This is a genomic window from Microcoleus sp. PH2017_35_SFW_U_B, assembly GCF_020737865.1.
Lineage (GTDB): Bacteria > Cyanobacteriota > Cyanobacteriia > Cyanobacteriales > Microcoleaceae > Microcoleus.
In genome coordinates this window covers 67,003-88,464 of record NZ_JAEQDE010000034.1, presented here as the reverse complement: position 1 = coordinate 88,464, position 21,462 = coordinate 67,003, and the positions used below count along the sequence as shown (strand labels likewise).

The 21,462-nt window shown below is 44.8% G+C and carries 24 protein-coding genes; 14 read left to right on the top strand and 10 right to left on the bottom strand.

Annotation, left to right across the window (positions count from 1 at the left end; all coding sequences use genetic code 11):
• Nucleotides 1-80: 80 nt before the first annotated feature.
• Nucleotides 81-686: an FKBP-type peptidyl-prolyl cis-trans isomerase gene (locus JGK36_RS09065; RefSeq protein WP_293178415.1), complete on the bottom strand. Its 606-nt coding sequence runs from the start codon at nucleotides 684-686 to the stop codon at nucleotides 81-83.
• A 256-nt stretch (nucleotides 687-942) separates the two neighbouring features.
• Complete coding sequence (locus tag JGK36_RS09060) at nucleotides 943-1,269, bottom strand: phasin family protein (RefSeq protein ID WP_265235356.1); 327 nt, start codon at nucleotides 1,267-1,269, stop codon at nucleotides 943-945.
• Nucleotides 1,270-1,485: 216 nt separating this feature from the next.
• Between JGK36_RS09060 and JGK36_RS09055 the strand changes: the two genes are divergently transcribed.
• The 5 genes from JGK36_RS09055 (at nucleotide 1,486) to JGK36_RS09035 (ending at nucleotide 5,115) form a co-directional block, all read left to right on the top strand.
• Nucleotides 1,486-1,842 carry a zinc ribbon domain-containing protein gene (locus tag JGK36_RS09055; protein WP_293178492.1) on the top strand — a complete coding sequence of 119 codons (357 nt, stop codon included), beginning with the start codon at nucleotides 1,486-1,488 and terminating at the stop codon, nucleotides 1,840-1,842.
• A 76-nt stretch (nucleotides 1,843-1,918) separates the two neighbouring features.
• On the top strand, nucleotides 1,919-2,884 hold the full coding sequence (locus JGK36_RS09050; protein ID WP_293178418.1) for an N-acetylglucosamine kinase: 966 nt from the start codon (nucleotides 1,919-1,921) through the stop codon (nucleotides 2,882-2,884).
• A 50-nt stretch (nucleotides 2,885-2,934) separates the two neighbouring features.
• A complete protein-coding gene (locus JGK36_RS09045; protein WP_293178421.1) occupies nucleotides 2,935-3,129 on the top strand; it encodes a hypothetical protein in 195 nt (64 codons plus the stop codon).
• A gap of 33 nt (nucleotides 3,130-3,162) precedes the next feature.
• On the top strand, nucleotides 3,163-3,819 hold the full coding sequence (locus tag JGK36_RS09040; protein WP_293178424.1) for a hypothetical protein: 657 nt from the start codon (nucleotides 3,163-3,165) through the stop codon (nucleotides 3,817-3,819).
• Between the two features lie 219 nt (nucleotides 3,820-4,038).
• Complete coding sequence (locus JGK36_RS09035; protein ID WP_293178428.1) at nucleotides 4,039-5,115, top strand: transposase; 1,077 nt, start codon at nucleotides 4,039-4,041, stop codon at nucleotides 5,113-5,115.
• Nucleotides 5,116-5,724: 609 nt separating this feature from the next.
• Here JGK36_RS09035 and JGK36_RS09030 read toward each other — a convergent pair.
• Nucleotides 5,725-5,940 carry a hypothetical protein gene (locus JGK36_RS09030; RefSeq protein ID WP_293178495.1) on the bottom strand — a complete coding sequence of 72 codons (216 nt, stop codon included), beginning with the start codon at nucleotides 5,938-5,940 and terminating at the stop codon, nucleotides 5,725-5,727.
• Nucleotides 5,941-5,984: 44 nt separating this feature from the next.
• Complete coding sequence (locus JGK36_RS09025) at nucleotides 5,985-6,218, bottom strand: hypothetical protein (protein ID WP_293149962.1); 234 nt, start codon at nucleotides 6,216-6,218, stop codon at nucleotides 5,985-5,987.
• A gap of 373 nt (nucleotides 6,219-6,591) precedes the next feature.
• Here JGK36_RS09025 and JGK36_RS09020 point away from each other — a divergent pair, with 373 nt between their 5' ends.
• The gene (locus tag JGK36_RS09020) at nucleotides 6,592-8,340 is read left to right on the top strand and encodes a hypothetical protein (protein ID WP_293178431.1); all 1,749 of its coding nucleotides are present in this window, start codon (nucleotides 6,592-6,594) and stop codon (nucleotides 8,338-8,340) included.
• A 273-nt stretch (nucleotides 8,341-8,613) separates the two neighbouring features.
• Here JGK36_RS09020 and JGK36_RS09015 read toward each other — a convergent pair whose 3' ends face one another.
• Both JGK36_RS09015 and JGK36_RS09010 read right to left on the bottom strand, forming a co-directional pair.
• Nucleotides 8,614-8,781, bottom strand: a complete 168-nt coding sequence (locus JGK36_RS09015; RefSeq protein WP_293178434.1) for a hypothetical protein — start codon at nucleotides 8,779-8,781, stop codon at nucleotides 8,614-8,616.
• 196 nt (nucleotides 8,782-8,977) lie between these two features.
• A complete protein-coding gene (locus JGK36_RS09010) occupies nucleotides 8,978-9,277 on the bottom strand; it encodes a hypothetical protein (RefSeq protein WP_293189879.1) in 300 nt (99 codons plus the stop codon).
• 242 nt (nucleotides 9,278-9,519) lie between these two features.
• Here JGK36_RS09010 and JGK36_RS09005 point away from each other — a divergent pair, with 242 nt between their 5' ends.
• A complete protein-coding gene (locus JGK36_RS09005; RefSeq protein WP_293178440.1) occupies nucleotides 9,520-10,146 on the top strand; it encodes a hypothetical protein in 627 nt (208 codons plus the stop codon).
• Here the strand turns inward: JGK36_RS09005 and cobS are convergent.
• The gene (cobS, locus tag JGK36_RS09000) at nucleotides 10,143-10,937 is read right to left on the bottom strand and encodes an adenosylcobinamide-GDP ribazoletransferase (RefSeq protein WP_293178443.1); all 795 of its coding nucleotides are present in this window, start codon (nucleotides 10,935-10,937) and stop codon (nucleotides 10,143-10,145) included. The genes JGK36_RS09005 and cobS overlap by 4 nt on opposite strands.
• Nucleotides 10,938-11,485: 548 nt before the next feature.
• On the opposite strand from cobS, the gene JGK36_RS08995 reads away from it, so the two are divergent.
• The 3 genes from JGK36_RS08995 (at nucleotide 11,486) to JGK36_RS08985 (ending at nucleotide 13,487) form a co-directional block, all read left to right on the top strand.
• A complete protein-coding gene (locus JGK36_RS08995) occupies nucleotides 11,486-11,932 on the top strand; it encodes a hypothetical protein (RefSeq protein ID WP_293178446.1) in 447 nt (148 codons plus the stop codon).
• 226 nt (nucleotides 11,933-12,158) lie between these two features.
• Nucleotides 12,159-13,289, top strand: a complete 1,131-nt coding sequence (gene tgt, locus JGK36_RS08990; RefSeq protein WP_293178449.1) for a tRNA guanosine(34) transglycosylase Tgt — start codon at nucleotides 12,159-12,161, stop codon at nucleotides 13,287-13,289.
• Between the two features lie 60 nt (nucleotides 13,290-13,349).
• Nucleotides 13,350-13,487, top strand: a complete 138-nt coding sequence (locus JGK36_RS08985) for a photosystem II reaction center protein K (RefSeq protein WP_293149949.1) — start codon at nucleotides 13,350-13,352, stop codon at nucleotides 13,485-13,487.
• 159 nt (nucleotides 13,488-13,646) lie between these two features.
• Here the strand turns inward: JGK36_RS08985 and JGK36_RS08980 are convergent, their stop codons facing one another.
• On the bottom strand, nucleotides 13,647-14,201 hold the full coding sequence (locus tag JGK36_RS08980; protein WP_293178452.1) for a glutathione S-transferase family protein: 555 nt from the start codon (nucleotides 14,199-14,201) through the stop codon (nucleotides 13,647-13,649).
• Between the two features lie 659 nt (nucleotides 14,202-14,860).
• On the opposite strand from JGK36_RS08980, the gene JGK36_RS08975 reads away from it, so the two are divergent.
• The 3 genes from JGK36_RS08975 to JGK36_RS08965 all read left to right on the top strand — a co-directional run bounded on the left by JGK36_RS08975 (nucleotide 14,861) and on the right by JGK36_RS08965 (nucleotide 17,656).
• Entirely contained in the window at nucleotides 14,861-15,460 is a 600-nt protein-coding gene (locus JGK36_RS08975) for a cytochrome b/b6 domain-containing protein (protein WP_293196486.1), read from the top strand.
• Nucleotides 15,461-15,788: 328 nt separating this feature from the next.
• On the top strand, nucleotides 15,789-17,369 hold the full coding sequence (locus JGK36_RS08970; RefSeq protein WP_293189883.1) for an SDR family NAD(P)-dependent oxidoreductase: 1,581 nt from the start codon (nucleotides 15,789-15,791) through the stop codon (nucleotides 17,367-17,369).
• Between the two features lie 8 nt (nucleotides 17,370-17,377).
• Nucleotides 17,378-17,656: a hypothetical protein gene (locus tag JGK36_RS08965; protein WP_293189885.1), complete on the top strand. Its 279-nt coding sequence runs from the start codon at nucleotides 17,378-17,380 to the stop codon at nucleotides 17,654-17,656.
• A 162-nt stretch (nucleotides 17,657-17,818) separates the two neighbouring features.
• On the opposite strand, the gene JGK36_RS08960 is transcribed toward JGK36_RS08965, so the two are convergent.
• Nucleotides 17,819-20,197 carry a cache domain-containing protein gene (locus JGK36_RS08960; protein ID WP_293189887.1) on the bottom strand — a complete coding sequence of 793 codons (2,379 nt, stop codon included), beginning with the start codon at nucleotides 20,195-20,197 and terminating at the stop codon, nucleotides 17,819-17,821.
• Nucleotides 20,198-20,486: 289 nt separating this feature from the next.
• Here JGK36_RS08960 and JGK36_RS08955 point away from each other — a divergent pair, with 289 nt between their 5' ends.
• The gene (locus JGK36_RS08955; RefSeq protein ID WP_293178467.1) at nucleotides 20,487-20,651 is read left to right on the top strand and encodes a hypothetical protein; all 165 of its coding nucleotides are present in this window, start codon (nucleotides 20,487-20,489) and stop codon (nucleotides 20,649-20,651) included.
• A gap of 238 nt (nucleotides 20,652-20,889) precedes the next feature.
• Here the strand turns inward: JGK36_RS08955 and JGK36_RS08950 are convergent, their stop codons facing one another.
• Nucleotides 20,890-21,354 (bottom strand): hypothetical protein, encoded by a 465-nt coding sequence (locus tag JGK36_RS08950; protein WP_293178469.1) that lies wholly within the window; start codon nucleotides 21,352-21,354, stop codon nucleotides 20,890-20,892.
• Between the last annotated feature and the right edge of the window lie 108 nt (nucleotides 21,355-21,462).

Genomic DNA, 21,462 nt, shown 5'->3' with positions numbered 1-21,462 from the left:
TTATAACAGAAACCCGGTTTCTTAAAAAAACCGGGTTTCTAAATATCGCCAAAGTTTTAAGTTTAATTAGGTTGAGCTACCTAGCCAGCGATTTTCAATAATTCCACATCAAAAATCAGCGTAGCATTAGGAGGAATCACCCCGCCCGCACCGCGAGCACCATAACCTAATTCAGGCGGAATAATCAACTTGCGGCGTTCTCCAACTTTCATTGTACCGACACCTTCATCCCAACCCTTAATTACTTGACCGACGCCAATTTTGAACTGAAAAGGAGAATTGCGATCGCGCGAACTATCAAATTTCGTGCCATCCTCCAAAGTGCCAGTGTAGTGCACTACAACCGTCTGACCGATTTTTGGAGTCGCCCCATTACCTTCTTTCAATTCAACATATTTCAGACCTGAACCTGTGGTAACAGTTTTCTCAGTATTTTCAGTTTTCTCTGTATTTCCAGTCATGTTATTGCCAGCAATAGTAGCTGGTTCTTTTGGTAAATTAGCATCAGCTACTAGCAAGCTATCTTCAGTGAAAGACTTCGCTGAGAGTATCTCAAGCGCAGCATCGGTTAAAGGACTATTCACTTCGGAGGCAACTGCTGTAGGTACATAGCCGCTCATTTGAGCGACTATCAAAAACACAAAGCAAACCAGCATTACGCCCAAGCTGACCAGAATTCCTTGCAAAATTAATCCTCCTGACACTTTTAACCGCGATATCTCAGATATCTAAGACATCTAGTACAACAAGAACTACAAAATTTTATCTGAACTTTTCCGCCCAAAAATAGCGGCTGCCAGTTAATTTTAAAGGCAAAAGAAAGTATGAAGTCAGAATCTTTGTAATTCTACCTTCTGCTTTCATTCATAAGTGCCTGATTGAGCCTTCTGCGTTCGGGTGACAATTTTATCACAAGATCGCAGCGAGAGCGCGCGATCGCACTTAGCGCCAGTTACGGTTTTCTAGATCCCGCATCTGACGTTCGAGACGATCGAGCCTGCCGCGCAACTCATCCATTTCCGACTGTCGGGGAACGCCCATATCTTGCAGCATATTCCGGAGTTGGCGCTGCAACTGCGTATCCCAATTGCCCTGCTCGGACTTGAGATGTTCAGTCACGTCATCGACAAAGGTTTTGGCTTGCTCGGGATTGATTTTGCCATCTTTGACCCATTGCTCGCTGGCTTCCTGCAATTTCTCCGCCACCAAGGATGTAGTACCAATGCCCAGCATTACCAGTTGTTTGAGTAAGTTGCTATTGTTATCCATAGATTTTTCCTACTGTTTGCCCCAAAATACCCGATCGGCTCAGGTCGCCTGCGGTCGCTGCGAAACCCTTTGTACAATTTTAGTTACATCAGCACTGACCTACCTTTCTATTTTGGAGCATCCAGCAGCCTGCTGGCGAGTTTAACCCGCCAATCGGCGTTCGGAAAACCCGCTAATAAGCCTCCCGACAAAATTACCCCATCACCCTGCTATCCAATGCCTGAGTGTCCCCGCTGTCACCAACCTGTAGACTCCCGAGCGATCGCCTGCACCCACTGCAAAACCCCTCTCAAAGCTTTCGGTCATCCGGGTATCCCCCTCTATCGATCGGCATCCGCAGAATTTCTGTGCGCTACCTGTACTTACCACGAAGACGACACCTGCAACTACCCGCAGCGTCCCTTCGCCAAAGAATGCACGCTTTATCACGATCGAGCTGAGCCGCTGGTACCACAGACGAGCCGTTATATCAGTGGTGGCTGGCCCCAATCAATCAAAAATTGGTGTCAGCGAAATGTCGTTTGGCTGGCTTTATTTGGTTTAATTATTATTAGCATTGCCCTGTCGATTTAATCTAATTATATCAAGCGTAGAATAGAGATATCTGCGTATGTCGGGCTTGCTATGCGGTTCATTCTCTAAATTATCCATGAGTTACGTATTCGGCATCGACGGCGGCGGAACTAAAACTATCTGCATCTTAATAGACGAAAACAGAGTTGTTTTGGGACGGGGGGAAGCAGGGCCCTCAAATTATCAAACGCAGGGAATCGAGACAGCAAAACAATCAATTGAAGTGGCAATCGAACGAGCAGTTCTGTCCGCTAAAATAGAGCCAAATAGCAATCTCAACATAGAAGCAATTTGTCTGGGACTAGCAGGCGTCGCGCGTCCAAAAGATATTGAAATAGTGCAATTTGTAGTGCAGAACTTGCAGTTGACGAATACTTTACCAGTAACCCGATCGCTCTTGCCCAGAAATATCGTAATTTGCAGCGACTGCGCGATCGCACTTGTGGGCGGTGTCGGCAATCCAGTCGGTATCGCCGTTATTGCTGGAACTGGTTCGATCGTTTTCGGGCAAAACCGTCAAGGGAAAACTAAACGAGTCGGCGGTTGGGGATATATTTTAGGTGATGAAGGTAGCGGATATGACATCGCGATTGCGGGTTTGCAAGCTGCTTTGAAGTTCTATGACGGACGCTCGGAGTTTACCGTGCTGGCCCAAAAATTTCAACAGCATTTAGGTCTAAATAACCTGGAAGAATTGGTAGAAGTCGTTTACCGGCGCGGTTGGGGAGTGACAGAAATTGCAGCTTTAGCGCCGATTGTCGATCGAGCAGCAGCAGAGGGCGATCGCGTCGCTGACGGCATTATTAGTCGTGCTGTGGCAGAATTAACATTTTCCACCAAAACAGCTATTTCAGCGCTGTTTAGCCCCACAGAAGAATTTGAAATTGTGACGATTGGAGGTGTGTGGGGTTCAGAAGCTAATTTCCGGGGTAGGTTTGAAAGTGCGATAAGTGCGATCGCCCCGAATGCTAAGGTAATTTTGCCCCGATCCGAACCAGCTTTCGGTGCAGCGTTGTTAGCATTAAACGCTCTCAAGAATTAAGCTCGTCCGGCGCTTCCTGCTAGGATTTCAGCTTAACTGCTAAAAGGACGATGAATCCCAATCTCTCCTTTATCTTCCTTATCTTCCCGATCGCCCCAGCCTTGCCAATTTTCGAGATTTTGCCAAAATTAAAAATTCTTGATTATCTACCTTATCTTCCCAACTTGCAGAATCTCTACCTGCCATCATTAAAACATCAAATGAATCCGAAACGCGAAACAGATTTAGCAGTAGTACATTCCTAAGTAAAACAAAACAAAACCAAGGAGACAAATTATATGATTACTTCTCACAAATGGCGCTCAGCAACAGCAGCAATCCTCGCAGTAGGCATTACAGTTGCAACCAGCGCGCCTCTGGTGGTAGCTACTCCCGCAGAAGCTCAACAACGAATTTCACAATATGATAGCATCCGAATTCCGTCTGGCAGTGTAATTCCAGTTAGCTACGAAAAAGAAAAAATTGTTGTTACCCGCGATGAAACTGCACCTTTAACTTTAACCGTATCGCGAGACATCCGCACAGATCAAGGAAGAGTATTAATCCCCGCAGGCAGCCAAATTGTCGGGGAATTGCGACCGGTTAGAAGGGGCAATCAAAGGGGTACTCAATTTGTTGCCAGAGAGTTAATTGTCAGCCGCCGCCAACGCTATCGGATTGATGGCTATTCCGGAGTTATTACCAGAACCGAAAGAGTTCAAAAAGGTGCCGGCACAGGTTCAGTAGCGCAAGGTGCAGCATTAGGCGCAGCAGCAGCAGCAGCCCTAGCAGGCATTACCGGGGACAAGGCAATTGCCACTGAAGAAGTATTGGGAGGCGCTGGCATCGGCGCATTAGCGGGAGTATTGTTGGGGCGGCGCAGTGTTGACGTGATCGTGATTCGCCCGGAAGAAGATTTATCAGTGAGATTGCGATCGGACATCGTGCTGCGGTAATATTAAAATCTTCAGATTAAGTATTTGCAGCAAAACATTGTCGATCGCAAACTTGTGGTCTCCCGATAATTGGCTAGGCATACTATTAAGGTTGTGCTTGGCCATGTTTGTTGGCGGAATTATTGGATGGGAGGTTGACAAAGGCTAGACAAATAAGGTAATAGAAACACTTGACAAACCTAGACGACAAAGCGTACTATTGAGAAAGTTATTTAATTGATGCTTGTGCTGTTATCAATCAAGACAAAGTTAAAATTAACAAGTGCCGAAAAACAATTGATGAGTAAACACGCTGGAATAGCTCGTTTTACTTACAATTGGGGTTTGGCGACTTGGCAAAACTTGTACCAAGATGGATTAAAGCCCAACAAATATATTCTCAAAAAGTTTTTCAATAATTACGTCAAGCCAGAGCTGGAATGGATTAAAGAAAAAGGGATTTGTCAAAAGATCACTCAATATGCTTTCGACCAATTAGGTAATGCGTTCGATCGTTTCTTTAAAGGACTGGGTGCTTATCCCCATTTTAAAAAGAAGTTTCAACACGATGCTTTCACTCTTGATGCTGGTGGCAAGCCGATGAGAGTTGGCGGGGTAAGGATTAAATTGCCTACAATTGGCTGGATTCGGACGTTTGAAGGATTGCCAAATGTTACTACTTCTAAAATAACAATTTCTAGGATTGCTGATGACTGGTATTTATCTTTTGCTTACGAGCAGAGTCAGCAAGTAATAGCCAAACAATATGAAGTTGTTGGTGTAGATTTAGGCGTGAAAACTTTAGCTACACTTTCGACAGGAGTTGTGTTTGAAAATCCCAAGTATTACTACCAAGAGGCTGCGAAACTGAAGCGACTGCAAAAACAACTATCTAGAAAAAAGAAAGGCAGCAATCGCCGATTTAAAGCGAGAATGAAAGTGGCTCGTCAACACAGTCGAATTGCCAATCTCCGCAATAATACTCTTCATCACGTTACTACTTATTTAAGCAAAAACCACGCGAAAGTAGTAATTGAAGACCTAAACATAGCAGGAATGATGGCTAATCATAGGTTGGCTAAAGCAATTGCTGACTGTGGATTTCATGAATTCAGACGACAACTAAAATATAAGTGTCGAAAATTTGGTTCCGAACTAATGATAATTAGTCGGTGGTACCCAAGTTCTAAAACTTGCTCTAGTTGTGGGAATATTCAAGATATGCCGCTTAAAAAACGCACGTATGATTGTTGTTCGTGTGGCATATCTATCGATCGCGATCTGAATGCCAGTCTGAACATATCAAGGTTGGCTTAACCTTGAAAGCTCGTTGAGGGATAGCCGCTCCGATGCCCCCGATGAAACGAGAAGTAATGACTAGACTTGTCTAGGATTTATATAGCAGTAATTAAAGTATTGGAGCGTCGAAGTCGTCCCAAATAGTCGATCGCCAAACTAGCGTGGATCTGTACTTGTTTTCAGCCGTTAAAACAGACAGATAGACTCTGGTTTGAGGGGACAAGTCTTATTTGCGATTAGATCATCATCTAGCCATAGATTAGTTAGTTTTGTGAAAGGTTTCATGGGTATTATGTCTGATAAGTTATCATCGTTATAATTAGGTACGTAGTTGGGCTTTAGCCCTCTTTTTATATAAAAAGAGGGCTAAAGCCCAACTACGTACCTTTTATTTATATAACAGTTGCATCCCAGATGCTATCCGACCTTTGAGCGATGCTTTCGGTAGTTTAAAGTTTATTTTTACGACAATTAAACTGTCCTGCTTCGCTCGGGGGAGTAGGGGTAATCTGCCTTAAGTTAACGGTATTGCGTTATAATAATTAGGGAAAAACAAACTTATAATATTAGTTAATTGTCAGGCATACTAATCAATGTGTGTCCAGCCCAAAGACCGAATAAACACGATTAATTTTTTCCATAAATATTGGGCAAATTCATCAATTCCAAAGACTCTTGCCGCACGCGACCCGCCATCGCAGCTAACTGCAAGCTCATAAAAGCATTCAAATCTTCCAAATCACACTTTGACGAGGAAAAAATATGCTGCATTTCATTTTCCGCTTCCAAACTCAGATATCCAGCGTCAATAGCTTGTTTTACAACTTCACGAATCAGCACGATCGAAATGTTCCTTACTAAAATTCAAGGTGTCCAAAGCAAAATAATTACCAACAAGCAGTTTCCGAGGCGGTCTCGCCAAATATTTCAAATTGTTTGAGTTCGCGAGACTCTTGTTTTACCAAGCCGGACATGGCTGCTAGTTGCAAATTCATAAAAGCATTTAAGTCTTCCAGGTCATACTTTGTGGTGGTTAACATCCGCCGCAGTTGATTTTCGGCTTCAAGACTTAAATAACCTAGGCTCAGAGCTTGTTGGGCGAGATCGCGAATCAGTACCATAACACTTGGGAGTTTTATTTGTTGAATAGCCTCAGTATCAACGGTTTTCACTGACTCCGCAGTGACGGCTATTGCTCAATTTGTGTGACATTTTTAATGGCCGGCCGTGACAGCCGGACTCGCAAAGTGTGACTAAGTGTTTGCACGGGTGTGACATGGATCACGCGGGGGAGAGGGGAGAGGGGGAGATGGGAGAGGGGGAGAGGGGGAGAGGGGGGAGCATTTTTCTTATTCCCTTTGACTAATGACTGATGACTCATGACTCATGACTCATGACTCATGACTCATGACTCATGACTCATGACTACTACCTTCTACCTTCAGAAGGCTCTCACCGTCTATAATCAGCAAGTTAAATATTTACGGCAAGACTATGGAAGCACCACTTAAAGATTTGTTACAACAAATAGCCAGATTATCGGAAACTTATGCTAATTTAGCCGATCGACTCTCCCAAGCAGCCAAACAACTGCAAGACTCGGGCTTTCCTCCCTCGGACAGCTTACTTCAAGAAATTAGCGCCTACAGCCGAAACTTTGCAGAAGTCCAAAAAAAAGCACTCGAACTCAATAAATCCGCCCTCGCCCCAGGGGAAATTGCTTCCCTCAAAGACATTCAAAACTTAGTCGAGACAGCCACAGCTTCCGCTGGTAAAGCAGGAATTCGCGATGCAGCTTTGAAAGTGCTCGATCGAGTATTGGCGATCGCCCACCGCGAACAAAGCGACTTCGCGCCCTTACAATCAGTTCATGGCAGAGCTCGGGAACTTCACCGCGCCATTTCCGAATCCGCCCCAACTCAACTGCATTCCGACGCAGAATCCTTAGTGGGCGGCAAACACCCAGTTGCAGCAGTGCTCGCCCTGGTGGAGCAGCAAGACAAACTAGATGACGAACAGTGGGTGATCCTCGAAGAAACAGTCAGCGCCGCTTTTGGGAAACAAATAGCCGTCGCCATTTCCAGAGGCAAATTAACCGTTTCGCAGATGGTAAAAGCAGCACCTGCGAAAGTCGAGCCCGTATTTCAAGCAGCAACCGAACCAAAAATCAGCACCGAACCTCTACCGGAAGTTATTATCATCCCCTCGGGAAATGCGGCGCCGAAACAAGTTACAGTTGCACCACAAATCCAAATTTTGGAATCCCCCGCCGCGACGGCGCCCATGCACGAGGTGATTATCGTTCCTAGCGTGGAAGTACCTAAATCCCTCCAAGCAACCGGTTTCGGCAACATTGTGTTTGGGGCACCTCGCGAGATTCAACAAGTGCCAGTAGAGGGCGGTTTGGGATTGAAAGTTTTGGCGCACATTCAGGGAATTGGCGATCGCACTTTTAGCGCTCAAGAATACGCGGGCACTAAAGGTAAAGGCCTCCGCGTTGAAGGATTTCAGATTAATATCGAGCCACAAATTCCTGGCTTAACAGTCGAGTATATGGCTCACGTTGAAGGTGTTGGCGATACCCCTTGGATTAGCGAAGGGGAATTAGCCGGTTTTCGCGGTCAAGCGAAACGAATTGAAGGATTTGCCGTGCGGTTGAGCGGGCCGCAAGCTGATAAGTATGACGTATTTTATACTGCTCACATTCAGAATATCGGTGACACCAACGTATCCTCCAACGGCGAATATTGCGGCACTCGCGGCAAAGGTTTGAGAATAGAAGGGATCAAGGTTTGGATTGGGCCGTCTGCGAGTGCTCAAGTTGTGGGGCCTGTGGGTTTGAAAGTGTTGGCGCACATTCAAGGAATTGGCGATCGCACTTTTAGCGATAAAGAATACGCCGGTACTAAAGCTCAAGGCCGCCGAGTCGAAGGTTTTCAAATTAAAATAGAGCCTCCGGTTCCCGGTTTAAATTTGCAGTACATGGCTCACGTTGAAGGAGTTGGCGATACTGCTTGGATTGAGGAAGGGGAATTAGCCGGTTTCCGGGGTAAAGCCAAGCGCATTGAAGGATTTGCAGCACGGCTGACTGGGGTGAAAGCTGATAATTACGATGTATTTTACACCGCTCACATTCAAAATGTGGGTGATACTCCTGTTGGTTCTAACGGTCAATATTGCGGCACTCGCGGCAAAGGTTTGAGGGTTGAGGGGATGACGGTTTGGGTTGAGGCTAAGGGGTAAAAATGATAAATGAATGGAAAATTTAAATTAAAATTTTCCATTCATTAAGTACCCGAATCAGTAGGGTGCGTCAGTTCGCATTATTTTTGCCAAAAACTAACAATTTTGAAGCTGACGCACCAGCCAATAAATGGTATAGCCTTTCTCAAAAAGATGAGGTATAACTGACAGCTTATATAACCGCTTAAACCAAGAGGGCTCTCTTCCCAACAACGTCCGCGAATCTTTGTGAGAACCGCTATACGTCAGAACGATACTTTATACTTTATGTGCTTATTCAGAATCCCAAAATTGACAGCAATATGTCTCTTTGACCATTTCAGCTTGAATTTTTTGGTTGATTTCGGAGCGATTGAGTTCCCAGTTGCGGATGGTATGCACAATATCGATACCGGCCCAAATCAACATTCCGAGGACGATCGCACCAATTAAATATTCCATAGCTTTTTAAAAGGTTGAGGTTTTCTGGATCTGATCTAGCGCGGTAATTAACAGCAAATGGGATGAAAATTGTCGCAGTTGAGTGGGAATTTTCACATTTATTCTTTAGTCAGCTAGGAGTGGACTTCATTTTAACTGTTAATCAACCTTCCAAAGCTGCCAAGAGACTATGATGTTTTTTACCCGATCGCCCCGCTTAATGGTGCAGCAGGTGCGATAAGCTTTCAGCAGCATGGGCGATCGCACTTGGAGCAGTTTCGCAACCCGCGGCTTCGGCGGCACAGTGGCTGGCGTGGAGTGCGTGTCCGACTGTTTTCGCCCCAGAGTCGATCGCGCCGTCAGCTACAAAACCATTAGCCTCGTACTGCCCCATTTCGGCTTGCATCTTCCTGTTAAACTCAGATTGATTCGGTTCCCAGTTGCGGACTGTTTGGACAATCTCGATCCCAGCCCAAATTAGCATTCCGAGGACGATCGCAGCAATCAAGTATTCCATAGCTTTTACACAAATTGAGGTTAGCTTTATCTAATTTAACGCAGCAATTGGCAGCAGGCAGGATAAAATACATCAGATGCGAGTTCGGATTTCCGCCTATTCTAGTTTTCGGCAGCCGGATAGTTCGGCACTCAAGTAATAGTTTTAACAATCGATAACAAAGTAACTATTTTAGAGTTTAACTTAATTTATACCGTAATTTAAACCGAAACAAAATTTATAATCGTGAAGGATAAAAAATTATGCCATACAGTCAATTTACTACGATCGCCAAAGCGAAACAAGCTTTCGGTCTGACAGTCCAAGAAGGAACTCGCTTTATACCTCCGCTAAGCCCGATCGCACCCTCAGACATCCTCAGCGGCACCCTCCAAGATAGCCTCCCCATCGTCGCTACATCGGGAAGTGAAAAAGCGCGATCGGAAGGGATTATCTATCCGGTGCTGCTGGAAGTGAGGCGGATTCTCGATCGCCAAATTAGCCTTTTCTCCGGCGAAGATTTCACGATCGACGAAGCTGTCGGACTGAATGGAGTGTTTGATTTTCTGCTGGCGCGATCGTCCGAAGTGCTAGAAATTGAAGCCCCCGCCGTTGTAATTGTCGAAGCTAAAAAGACCGACCTCAAAAGCGGATTGGGTCAATGTATTGCCGAAATGGTTGCCGCTCAACGCTTTAATCAAGCCAAAGAAAAAAACATCCCCATCATCTATGGGAGCGTGAGTAATGGCATTCAATGGCAATTTATCAAACTCGAAAACCAAATTGTGACGATCGACTTATCCGTCTATCCTCTGCCCCCAGTCGAGCAAATCCTCAGCTTTTTCGTTTGGATGATCCAGAATGGTGCTGTTAACTCAGAAACAATTTAACCTTGCAATGCCGCCAACAGACATAACAACAAAGCCTCAGTCCACTCAACAACAGCACCGTAAGTATCGCCCGTGTGGCCGCCCAAACGGTGGTTAAACCAGGCTCCGGCAAAAATTCCGATCGCACTTCCCCCCAAAGCCATCCCCACCGCCAACAGCCAGCGATCGCCCTCCAAGACAACTTGCAACACGCTCAAACTCAGCAGCAACAGCACTCCTGGGATAAAATCAAAAGGTGAATAAATCGATTCTTTATGAAAAGCTCCCTTCCCCTCCGGGCGGAGATACGGATAGCGGGCGATCGCCACCAGTTGGGCCCACCTCCCCCAACCCGCCACACCCATCAAAGCCAACCACCGATAGTTACTCAAGTCCGAGAGCGCGGCAGTTTTGAGCAGGACGATCGCGATCGCAGCCATCGCTCCAAAAGCCCCTGTAACGCTGTCCCGCATCACTTCCAGCCTGCGAACCGGGTCGGGGACTGCCAGCCCGTCCGCCGCGTCCATCGCCCCGTCTAGGTGCAGCCCGCCAGTCACCGCGATGCCTAAAACTACCACCAAGGCCGATCGAGTCAGAGCAGGCATACCCAACAACTGCAACCCAAAATCCGCGAGTCCCAGCATCCCACCAATCAAAAGCCCGATCGCCGGTGCCAAGCGAGCAATGCCCCGAAACTCCAAAGTCCAAGACATCGGTACCGGCAAGCAAGTATAAAAAGCGACGGCCGCTGCGATGGCGGCACCTTGATTCCGGAAAAAGTCGATCGTAGAGCGAACCAATTTATCATCCATCTTGACACTCCCCGACTATCAAGGTACGGGGATTCTTAAGACATTTCTGTCAAAATATCCCTATTGCTAGGGTTCCCAGGCTGACTACGTTTGCACGCTTAAGTGCGTAATCATATGTCCTCAAAAATGTTTTAGGCGTAGACTTTCCCACCGGGAGGGGGTAGGTTTTTAAATCTTGTCTGATCTGTTTATTCTACCATCTTCATTTGTGAAGATGGATTTGTTATTTTACTTAACAATGGCAAAAAGCCGTCCTATAAGGACGGGGTTTTCAACCCAATTTTTTGATAAGGTAGAAAATTTTTCATGTTGTATGCGGTTGCTAATCCATTAGCCTGTGCCAGAATTGGAATTGTAACAGCCTAGTCCTTTGGATCGGGCATTCCTCCTGCCCGAGCTCTTTTCCCCGGAAAACCTCTGCCGGCAGCGATCCCGAAGATCCCAATCTAAAATGGCTAAACTTAAGATCCGCGTTTCCCGTATCCAGAATTCTAGCTAACTCCCTGATTTCCAAGTCGGGAACATATTACAACAGAGGCTTTTGCTCCATGAGTGACCAATTAAATAACAGGGTAGTTGCTCCTTGCATCATCGATACAGGCATTGTCGTCAACAAGCGCGATATCAAAAGATTGCTGTTTGATTTAGGACGTGTCCGCTACCTTCACATCCAAGATGGCAAGATTTACAGCGAAGGGGAAGGTTATGTGCTCGAAGTCTTCGCCAACCCCGATCGTTCTACCCTGATTGCCAACCACGCGCTTTATTTGAACGTATATAGTTTTGATTACCTGGAACTGAAACACTCCCCAGAAGAAGGTTCTTATTTTGACCTGATGCAAGATGGACGGCAGTTGCGGTTAATTCCTCTCTCCAATCCCTTGCAAGAACAAGTCGCCCGCAATTTAAATGCTGCGGCGTTGGATGCGGTGGTCGATCAGGTACTCTCAGGAAATTGGGATCTGCAATTGGATGAGGATGATTCTCCGTTTTAATCGTCAGTCAGTCGATTTTAGATTTTAGATTTTAGATTTTAGATTTCCTCGCAGCTTTGAATCTGGGAGGTAGAGTTAAGGTCTAAAATTTTTTGCTCTCCACGACGATTGTCGGAAACTTGTCTCCGTTTTTGGGCGGGGTCATGGTTTTTTTTGTCGCGATGTCAACAACAATAGATTACATAACACGGACTGCCCAGTAGCGGTTAACGATCGACGGTGACTAATGACTGAAGACAAGGCAAAATTTTCTTTTAAATGTCAGGCTAATTGCAGCCATACCCAAGCACGTGCAGGGGTTTTTGCGACTCCCCACGGTATTGTGGAAACGCCTAAATTTATGCCGGTGGGGACGCTGGCTAATGTCAAAACCTTGACACCGGCACATCTTGAGGACGCAGGTTCTCAAATGGTTTTGGCAAATACTTATCATTTGCACTTGCAGCCCGGGGAAGCGATTGTCGCCGGCGCGGGCGGATTGCACAAATTCATGGCTTGGCCTGGCCCGATTCTGACGGATTCGGGCGGCTTTCAGGTGTTTAGCTTGAGCCAAATGCGGACTATTTCTGAGAATGGGGTGACTTTTCGAGCTCCCCGCGACGGCCGCATCATTAATTTAACGCCGGAAAAGTCGATCGAGATTCAGAACGAGTTGGGCGCTGACGTGATTATGGCCTTCGATGAGTGTCCGCCTTACCCCGCTACACGGGACGAGGTGGAGGCGGCCACAGATCGCACTTACCGCTGGCTGCAACGCTGTATGCAAGCTCACTCACGCCCGGAGCAAGCTTTGTTCGGCATCGTGCAGGGGGGCGTTTTCCCAGATTTGCGATCGCGCGCAGCGAACCAGTTGGTAGACTTGGATTTGCCCGGTTATGCGATCGGCGGAGTTAGCGTCGGCGAATCGGGGGATTTGATCGCAGATATTGTGAGAGTTACTGCGCCCCTGTTACCGGCAAATAAACCCCGTTATTTGATGGGGATTGGCACCTATCGCGAAATGGCCTTGGCTGTGGCGAGTGGCGTAGATATGTTTGACTGCGTGATTCCGACTCGGCTGGGCCGTCACGGCACGGCTTTTGTGCGTGGGGAACGCTGGAATTTGAAAAATGCTCGGTTTCGGGAGGATTTTGCTCCGCTGGATGAGTCTTGTCCTTGCTATACCTGCCAAAAATTCAGCCGGGCTTATTTGGCACATTTGGCGCGGGCTAAGGAAGCACTCAGCTATACTTTGCTGGCGCTGCACAACGTGACAGAGTTGATTCGCTTTACTGGGAGGATGCGGGAGGCGATTTTGGCCGATCGATTTACTGAAGAGTTTGCCCACTGGCTGGCACCAACTGTCGATCGATCTTGATTGGCTTTGGTGAAGATATGCGACAATTATTAAAATTGTGTTGGATAGGTAGGTTGATTCATGGAAGCTGCATTACTGTTGGCTAAACTCCCCGAAGCTTATGCGATCTTTGATCCTTTGATTAATGTTTTGCCAGTGATTCCCGTGTTTTTCTTGCTGCTGGCTTTTGTCTGGCAAGCGGCTGTCGGGTTCAGATAAGTTTCATTTCATTAAAAAGCAGGGGCAATTTACCAATTGCCCCTGCTTTTAGCTGTTGAGTTTTTGAGCCGATCTCGTTTACGGTTATTTTGGAATTATTTAACCGCAGAGAACGCAGAGAAAGAGCCCAGAGATCTGAATAATTTTGATATGCTATGTTTAGCCCTGGCCCATCGCAATTTTAAATGCCGGTCTTTCTGAGATGCGCTTCATGTAATCTAAAACAGCCGGGTAAGGACTGAGATCGACTTGTAGCATCATCGGAATGTAAATCAACATCGATCCGACTGCTGCGTCAGCGACACCGAATTCATCGCCCATTAAAAACTGCTGTTTCTCGAAAATGCTATTTAATGGTTGTAACAATTTCGGGGTTTCGCGATCGCGGCTGGCTTCGACAAATATTCCCGGGCCGAGAGTGGCGTTAGCAAAGATGACCCACTGCACGATTTCGGCTTGTTTTTCCACAGTGTCCGGCATCTTACCATATTTTTGAGCTAAATACAGCAAAATTGCCCCGGACTCCCAAAGTTTAAAATCTCCGTCCACAATAGCTGGTACTTTGCCGATCGGGTTAATTTCCAGAAACTCAGGCTGCAAGTGTTCCGCTGCTTGCATATCCAGCAAGACGAATTCGTAAGGAACCGCTATTTCTTCGAGATACCACTTGACAATTGAGGCCCTACTGCGACCTTGGCCGTAAAGTTTTAGCACGGAATTTTTATCCTTGTAATGCAATATTGTTGTTATAGCATTTTTGGTCAGTTGACAGTTGATAGTTGATAGTTGATAGTTGTCAGTTGATAGTTGTTGATTGGGAATTAGCCATTTGAAATTAGAACCTTCTGAGAATGCTGATGTTACGGGATCATCTCAGTTTTGCATTTACAGTGCGAGCTCTTAAGCTCGCACTACCTACCATAAAAAATGCTTCTTGCAAAACTGAGATGCTCCCGATGTTACGGTGGGGAAAACGACTAATGACTAATAACGTTCACTTTTCGGGGACAGCGCTACCGATTACTGACTAATGACTAATAACGTTCGCGAGCCGGGGACAGCGCTACCGATTACTGACTAATGACTAATAACGTTCGCGAGCCGGGGACAGCGCTACCGATTACTGACCCATAACTAATGGCACTTCTGTTAAGTGTAAAAACAAGATTCTGCCATCCATTTTTGTTAACTATGAGATGTTATAATTACAATATTCTAATCGACTGTTTTAGTTTACACTAAACTTTAGTAAAATAGCAATATTTCATAATTCATTCATTTTTACGTCACATTTGTTTCACAATTGACTGTTGAAAAATGCCGGGATTAGCTGTATTATATGGCAGACTATTTATCAAGTCACAAAATTCAGAATGCCACAATCTCGACCTTACCAACCATTGCTGCTGAGATTACTGCACGGGGCTAACGCTGCGATCGCCCTTTTATCAATTTTGAGCGCATTTATAGTGTACAACACCTATGACGGGCGCTTCGGGAAAGTCCCCGTGCCTCGGATTGCAGACATTATCGGGATTCACGGCACTTTTGGCAAGCTGTTAATTTTAGGAGTGATGCCAGCTTTTGCATTGTATAGTTTCCATGCAGGTCAAAGACGGTTGGTGCAGCAAGATTCTTTTGCCAAACTGGCGCAGTTGGGAACACCGATTTGGTGGTACAGTTTGCACCGGATTGTGAATACTTTGATGTTGTTAGCGCTCACTTTTGCGATCGCATCTGGCAGTATGGTTAAGGAAGAATGGCTGCCGGCTGGGGATTTGACACAGGTTTGGTATTATTTGCACCTCTCTGGTTGGGTGGTATTGGTGTTTTGTCTGCTAATACACTTGTTGATGAGTGCGAAGGTGGGAGGTTGGCCCCTAATTTTGTCGATGTTCGATCGCAAATACCGCCCGGAGGATTCACCGGCTGTTTGGTGGCGGAAAATTCGCTCTTTTGTCGATCGCTCTTAATCGAGAACCCATTGATTGTGCATTATTTCTGGTAAAATCACCACAGACCAAACTATTTAACAAGTGATCGTAAAGGTAATGAGGTATGTTGTTGGGCTTAAGCCCTCTTATATTTATTATCTAGTAAGCAATGCCGAATCAAAAACTCCATTTATAGTCAGCTATACTTTATATTTCTGAGAAAGGCTATAGCCTTTCTCAAAAAAATGAGGTATGACTGACAGCTTATAAAACCACTAAACTAAGAAGGGCTGAAGCCCAACAACGTACCTCATCTTTCTGACAAAGGCTATAATAACTCCCAACAACCTCAAAAATCAATTAATTTATGCAAGTTTGTCTCGTTACAGGTGGTAATTCCGGTGTGGGTTTAATGACATCTTTAGGTTTAGCTAAATTAGGACATCATGTCTTTATTGCTTGTCGTTCCCAAGAAAAAGCTAAAAGCGCGATCGCCTACATCCGTGAAACCACTGGAAATCCCAATATAGAATATTTACCCTTAAATCTCGCCTCCTTAGAGTCAGTGCGTCACTGTGTCAAGCTATTTCAAGACCGAAATTTGCCCTTACATATCCTCGTCAATAATGCCGGAATATTCGATGCCAGAGGCATGACTCAAGAAGGATTTGAGTTGATTTGGGGAACAAATTATTTAGGTCATTTTCTTCTGACTTATTTATTATTATCTAAAATACCAGATTTTCCCTCAAGTCGCGTGATTTTCGTCTCCTCAGATTTAGCATTAAAACCAACTCAAATTAACTGGGATTTATTTGTCAAAAAAACACCCTTAAATTTTATCGAATCATATAACCAGTCAAAACTTTGCCTGTTGCTCTTAACCAGACAACTTGCCCAAAAATTAACCAATGTCACAGTTAACGCAGTTCATCCAGGTTTTGTCCAATCTAATATTACCATCGGTCATCGTTTGAGCAAATATCTCGGTTTAGGAATTAGTCCAGAAAACGGAGCTTATAGCAGTCTCTTATGTGCAAATTCTCCAGAATTTGAGTTGATCGCAGGTAAATTTTTAGGTCGAACAGGACAAGAAATAACATTACCTGTATTAGCACAAAATAATGATTTATGCCAACAGTTATGGGAAAAAAGTTTATTATGGACTGGCTGCAATCAATCCGTCCAGAAACAAAGAAATAATTATGATGCTACTGATGGGATATGGGGGCCTTACGATCTCAAGTTGAATCAGGATGAACTCGCGACTATTTGCGATCGTATCTTTAAGGAAGTTTTACCAAAACCGCCCGTTAAAGTTTTATTGACTCAGGCATTAAAAGCCCTTTTGAGGTGCCAATTTGGTTCAATTATGTTACTGCTGGTTCAATGTTACAAAGGCCAATTCTATATGGAAAGACATTTAGATTCGGCTGCGGTGTTGCACCTGTGTCAAGATGATAATTTATTGAAAATACTGACAGCTTATTTAGGAGACAATTTACAATTATGGCGGTCAGAATTATGGGTCAATTATCCCTCGCGTCAATTAATTCCTTTTTGGCATCGAGATATTTATCCTAATTTACTGACTGGGGAGGGAAAAACAATTAATATTTATATTGGTTTAACAGAAGTAACGGAGACAAACGGGTTTGAATATATCTCGAAAAGTGACCTCAAAAAATGTCAAGTCAAAATTACCGATTTCTTTAGTGGGAATCATTTTTTTCGAGTTCCCAATGAAGTTGAAGAGAAGGCGATTCCGGTAGTTTTAAAACCCGGTGAGTTTATTTTATTTACCGATCAACTTGTACATCGTTCGATTTATAATAGAAGTGGCAAAGTTCGTCTTTCTTTAACATTGCGGGTCGCCCAACCGAGTATAAAAGTTTTACCAGGTTACACTTCTAATTATCAGGAACCTGTCACTCTGAATTCTAGGTAAGTTGGGGATTGGGGATTAAAATTTTATTTATTTCTTATTTCTTTCTTCTTTGTGGTGAAAGTGAAGAATGTCAGCCAATTAGTGCAGAAGCTGAAGCAGAAGTTGCTCTGACTAGAAATGTGAAGAAGACTTTTTTCAATAACCAATCCGTAAAAAATGGTAACAAGAATAATAGTCCGATCGCTCTTAATGAAAAAATGAACAGAAATATCGTATTAATTGTTGTAGAAGTTTTGGTGATGGGAGGTTGGTTGTTTGCTGTGGCTGCTCCTTTATTATTCCCCTAATCCTATCATATCAAGTTTGGTGAAGAATTTAGAATTAGGTTTGTAGTGAGGACTTCAGTCCTTCATGAATGCGGACTAAAGTCCTCACTACTAACCGATATGAAGCTTTTTGTGGTGAGCGACAAGATTTGTGGCGGGTTTCCTAGGCTGCGGAATACCCGCTCAAAATATCGGCAATTCTATTATAAACTCAGCACCGCCTTCAGTTGGAGATTGAATTTGAGATTGAACTGGAGATTGAACTGTCATGCGCCCGCCATGCAACTCTACAATAATTTTATAGCAAACCGACAGCCCCAATCCTGTAAAATTTTTTAATGATTTAGTATGGTAAAATGGGTCAAATACTCTCTGTTGAATTTCCGGCGGAATTCGGGAACCGTTGTGGGCGATCGATACTGCAATAAATCTGCCTGTTGAATGCTCGACAATATCTGTTTTAATTGTAATAGTTTGATCGAATTTGTCAATCCTGTTAACAGCATCAATCGCCTTGCTGAGGATATTAGCGAATACTTGGCTCAGTTGACCGGGATAACACAAAATTGGTGGTAGGTTGCTGTACTCCTTGATTACTAATATTTTTTTCTCCAGTCGGTGAGCGAGCAACAGTAGAATATTGTCGATGCTTTCGTGAAGGTTGGCGCGTTCTTTGTTGGGTTCATCTGGAAGTGAAATGTTCCGCAAAGCCAGGATGCTCTGGCGTATGCGATCGGTTCCTATTTTCAGAGAGTTGAGAATTTGTGGCAAGTCTTCGCTGATAAAATCTAGGTCGAAGCTCTCTATTTCTTGGGCAATTCGCGGCACAGGTGTGGGATATTGTTCGCGGTAGAGGCGAAGTATCTTCAGCAAATTATTGAGATAATCGTTGACGTGAATCAGACGGCCGTAAATAAAGTTAATTGGGTTGTTAATTTCCTGGGCAATTCCGGTGGCGAGTTGACCGACAATTGTCATTTTTTCGCTTTGTACTAAATGCTCTTCGGTTCTTCTGAGTTGTGCTAATACTTCTTCTAAAAGTTTGAGTTCTTCTTGAATTTGCCCGTGGAGTTGGGATTGGGAAATTGCGATCGCCAGTGAGTCTGCAATTGCCTCCAAAACTTCCACTTCGTCGGGAGTCGCAAACCGCCGATTCGCACAAGCGAACAGATATCCCAGCCGATTAGTCTGAGTCAGTACGGGTACTGCTGCGTAGTGGCTGTCTGTGAGTTCGAGATGCACTGCTTCCTGAGAGTCTGTGGCATCGGGGGCGGAGGTTTTCTTGAGAAGTATCGTTTCGCACCGATGCAGCCGTGCAGCTAAATCTCCAGAGGGCCCTGTTTGGGCGCCGAAGATTCCCAAGCGCCCCGGTAAACCTTCCCGGCAATATTCCCAGCAAAATTCTACAGTATCTTGTCGCGGGTCGTACCAGCCGAAAATTGCCCGATCGAGCTTTAGCAAAGTACCGAGTTCGTCTACTGTAGTTTGCAGGATGCGATCGAGCTCCAAGGAAGCGCGAATGCGGCCTGTCAATCGGTGGAGAAGGGCTTCTGCGCGAGTGCGGATGCACTTTTGGGAAAACAGTTTCAGTGCCACAATTACCGCGAAAATAGCTGCGGCGAACAGTCCGGTGGCTGCTGCTGCTAATCTATTTAAGGCGAACAGTTCTTTTTCGAGATTGTCGCTGGGAATTACTAGGGCGATCGACCATTCAGCTTGTTCTAAAGGAAGATAGGCAACATAAACTCTGGCGTCGTTGATTTGAGTCAGTACAATGCCCGTTTTTTGATAAACCATCTCCCGGACTACATTCGCCAAATTAGGATCTGCGGACTCTAAAAGACTGGGAGCAGCTTTGTCAATATTTCCCATTAACCGAGTGTCGGGATGGACAATCGGCACTCCTTGAGAATTGAGTACAAAAGCGTAACTTCCTGCCTCATATTCCAGCTTTCCCGCTACTTCCCCAATTCTGTCGATAGTAATGACACCGTTCATTACTCCGATCGCCTTTTTTGGTTGATTCTCCTGAGAATTTGACCACACCGGAGCCGAAATGGGAACAATACTTTGTTTTTTGAGCGTGCGAGAAATGGTAGGATCTGAAACATATACTTGCCCAGCCATTGCCTTTTTGAAGTGTTGGCGATCGCTAACGTTAATCAAAGCTCTGCCAACTTTTGTGGTATAATAAGAACCATCTGGTTCGATTAATGCGAAATGCTTGAAGTCTTGCAGTCGATTTACTTCGGATTTTAAATAAGGCCCTGCCACAGACCAATTCATCGATCGCACCGGAGGAGTGTTAGCAAGGGTTTCGAGCTCAGTCTTTCTCGTGCCGATCCAGCGATCGATCTTATTACCGCGCTCCTTAACTTCTAACAAAACATTTCGCTCTAAATTGTTGACAATCAAGCGGCGAACCCTTTGATAGCTGATACAACCAGCGATGCTAGCTGCCATAATTGTTACGCCCAAAATTAACAACGCGATTTTGTAGCGCAGATCGTATTCGCCCTTAAATCTCGCTGGCAATAGTTGAGTTAATTTCCACCACTTCACTTTCGCAAAGCTTCCCATGGTTTGACCAATTTGTGAGATTGAAATTCTCAGCTCACCAGCGATGAACTTGCCCGCCTGTCAGCAGTCTGAAACTACTAGCAATAATTGCGGGGATTTTTGAATTTTTTCCCGCCGGCCCGCTCACCTTGTCTGACTGGAATCAGATTCTACCATATTTTTGAGAAACTACAATATTTATTCAACAATTTAATTATTCAAATTTTTCATAGTTTTGTTAACTGCTATTAATAATTTATGTCAATTGGGCAAGATAGCCCACAAGCACCCGATGTTGAAAAAAAGAGTAAATCTGGGACAGTTGACAGTTTTCATCAGTCAGAAGGAAGAAGAGAGAGGCAAGAAGGCAGATGCCATTCGGATTCGCGAGCGTCAAAAAAAGGAAGAGGGAACAAGAAGGAAGAAGAGAGAGGGAATACACAGCCAGCTTTGTTAGCCACTCATATTTTATGTTTAATTAGGTGGATTGACTGGTTTGGTAATGTTGAAATATATTGCTTTTGTGCAATTAGATAAGGTGCGGACTGCACCCTACATTGATATGTATGGCGTTGCCGCAATCATAAAATATTAAAAGTTTTGAGTTATTGTTGAACGAAAAATTTGTTGTTAAATCTTTAATTCAAATCTCAAAACTTTTTGCGGTGCTAAATAGCTGCTGTTTGGCGATTTATTTATAGAACCTTGTGAGTGTGTTCGTGCTGTTTCACATTGTCTTCAGTGCGAATGACGCGCTCGGTGTTCAGCACTCTTTTGCGTTCTAAGGAATAGGTAAAGTCGTTGCGAACTGTTCCTAAGGGAATGTGAACTTGAGCCTCGGGGCGGATTTTGTAAGTGCGGGCTGCGGCGATCGCCCGAAAGCCAAATTCTTCGCTAAACTGAGCTTCGGCGGGGAATTCCGGCAGCCTTTTGGGTGATTCGCCGTCGAGTATCGAGCCTAAAGTCGTCCCCCAAGCCATTTCATAAGATGTGGGAATTCCCTTGACAATTGCTTGCAAAGCTGCTGAGGGGATAGGTTCGATTACTTTTACTTGATGAACTTCGCCTTCTTCTTTGATGAAGCAGGTGGCTAAACCCACTACTATGTAGTCGTCGGTGCCGAGTTCGGGTGCGCTGGGATAAACTGTTGCAGTCGTCATAAGAAAAGGTTGGTAGTGGAGAAACCGGGAGGGAGAAATTAAGCGATTTGAGATTTTTGCCGGAGATTTTTTCGGGGGATTTTACCTGAAAAATCTCAAACTGGCGGT

Excerpts from the sequence above, each read along its gene's own strand:
- JGK36_RS09060 (WP_265235356.1), bottom strand. The coding sequence starts at position 1,269 with ATGGATAACAATAGCAACTTACTCAAACAACTGGTAATGCTGGGCATT.
- JGK36_RS09055 (WP_293178492.1), top strand. The coding sequence starts at position 1,486 with ATGCCTGAGTGTCCCCGCTGTCACCAACCTGTAGACTCCCGAGCGATC.
- JGK36_RS09050 (WP_293178418.1), top strand. The coding sequence starts at position 1,919 with ATGAGTTACGTATTCGGCATCGACGGCGGCGGAACTAAAACTATCTGC.
- JGK36_RS09045 (WP_293178421.1), top strand. The coding sequence starts at position 2,935 with ATGAATCCCAATCTCTCCTTTATCTTCCTTATCTTCCCGATCGCCCCA.
- JGK36_RS09040 (WP_293178424.1), top strand. The coding sequence starts at position 3,163 with ATGATTACTTCTCACAAATGGCGCTCAGCAACAGCAGCAATCCTCGCA.
- JGK36_RS09035 (WP_293178428.1), top strand. The coding sequence starts at position 4,039 with ATGCTTGTGCTGTTATCAATCAAGACAAAGTTAAAATTAACAAGTGCC.
- JGK36_RS09025 (WP_293149962.1), bottom strand. The coding sequence starts at position 6,218 with ATGGTACTGATTCGCGATCTCGCCCAACAAGCTCTGAGCCTAGGTTAT.
- JGK36_RS09020 (WP_293178431.1), top strand. The coding sequence starts at position 6,592 with ATGGAAGCACCACTTAAAGATTTGTTACAACAAATAGCCAGATTATCG.
- JGK36_RS09015 (WP_293178434.1), bottom strand. The coding sequence starts at position 8,781 with ATGGAATATTTAATTGGTGCGATCGTCCTCGGAATGTTGATTTGGGCC.
- JGK36_RS09010 (WP_293189879.1), bottom strand. The coding sequence starts at position 9,277 with ATGGAATACTTGATTGCTGCGATCGTCCTCGGAATGCTAATTTGGGCT.
- JGK36_RS09005 (WP_293178440.1), top strand. The coding sequence starts at position 9,520 with ATGCCATACAGTCAATTTACTACGATCGCCAAAGCGAAACAAGCTTTC.
- cobS (WP_293178443.1), bottom strand. The coding sequence starts at position 10,937 with ATGGATGATAAATTGGTTCGCTCTACGATCGACTTTTTCCGGAATCAA.
- JGK36_RS08995 (WP_293178446.1), top strand. The coding sequence starts at position 11,486 with ATGAGTGACCAATTAAATAACAGGGTAGTTGCTCCTTGCATCATCGAT.
- tgt (WP_293178449.1), top strand. The coding sequence starts at position 12,159 with ATGACTGAAGACAAGGCAAAATTTTCTTTTAAATGTCAGGCTAATTGC.
- JGK36_RS08985 (WP_293149949.1), top strand. The coding sequence starts at position 13,350 with ATGGAAGCTGCATTACTGTTGGCTAAACTCCCCGAAGCTTATGCGATC.
- JGK36_RS08975 (WP_293196486.1), top strand. The coding sequence starts at position 14,861 with ATGCCACAATCTCGACCTTACCAACCATTGCTGCTGAGATTACTGCAC.
- JGK36_RS08970 (WP_293189883.1), top strand. The coding sequence starts at position 15,789 with ATGCAAGTTTGTCTCGTTACAGGTGGTAATTCCGGTGTGGGTTTAATG.
- JGK36_RS08955 (WP_293178467.1), top strand. The coding sequence starts at position 20,487 with ATGTTGAAAAAAAGAGTAAATCTGGGACAGTTGACAGTTTTCATCAGT.
- JGK36_RS08950 (WP_293178469.1), bottom strand. The coding sequence starts at position 21,354 with ATGACGACTGCAACAGTTTATCCCAGCGCACCCGAACTCGGCACCGAC.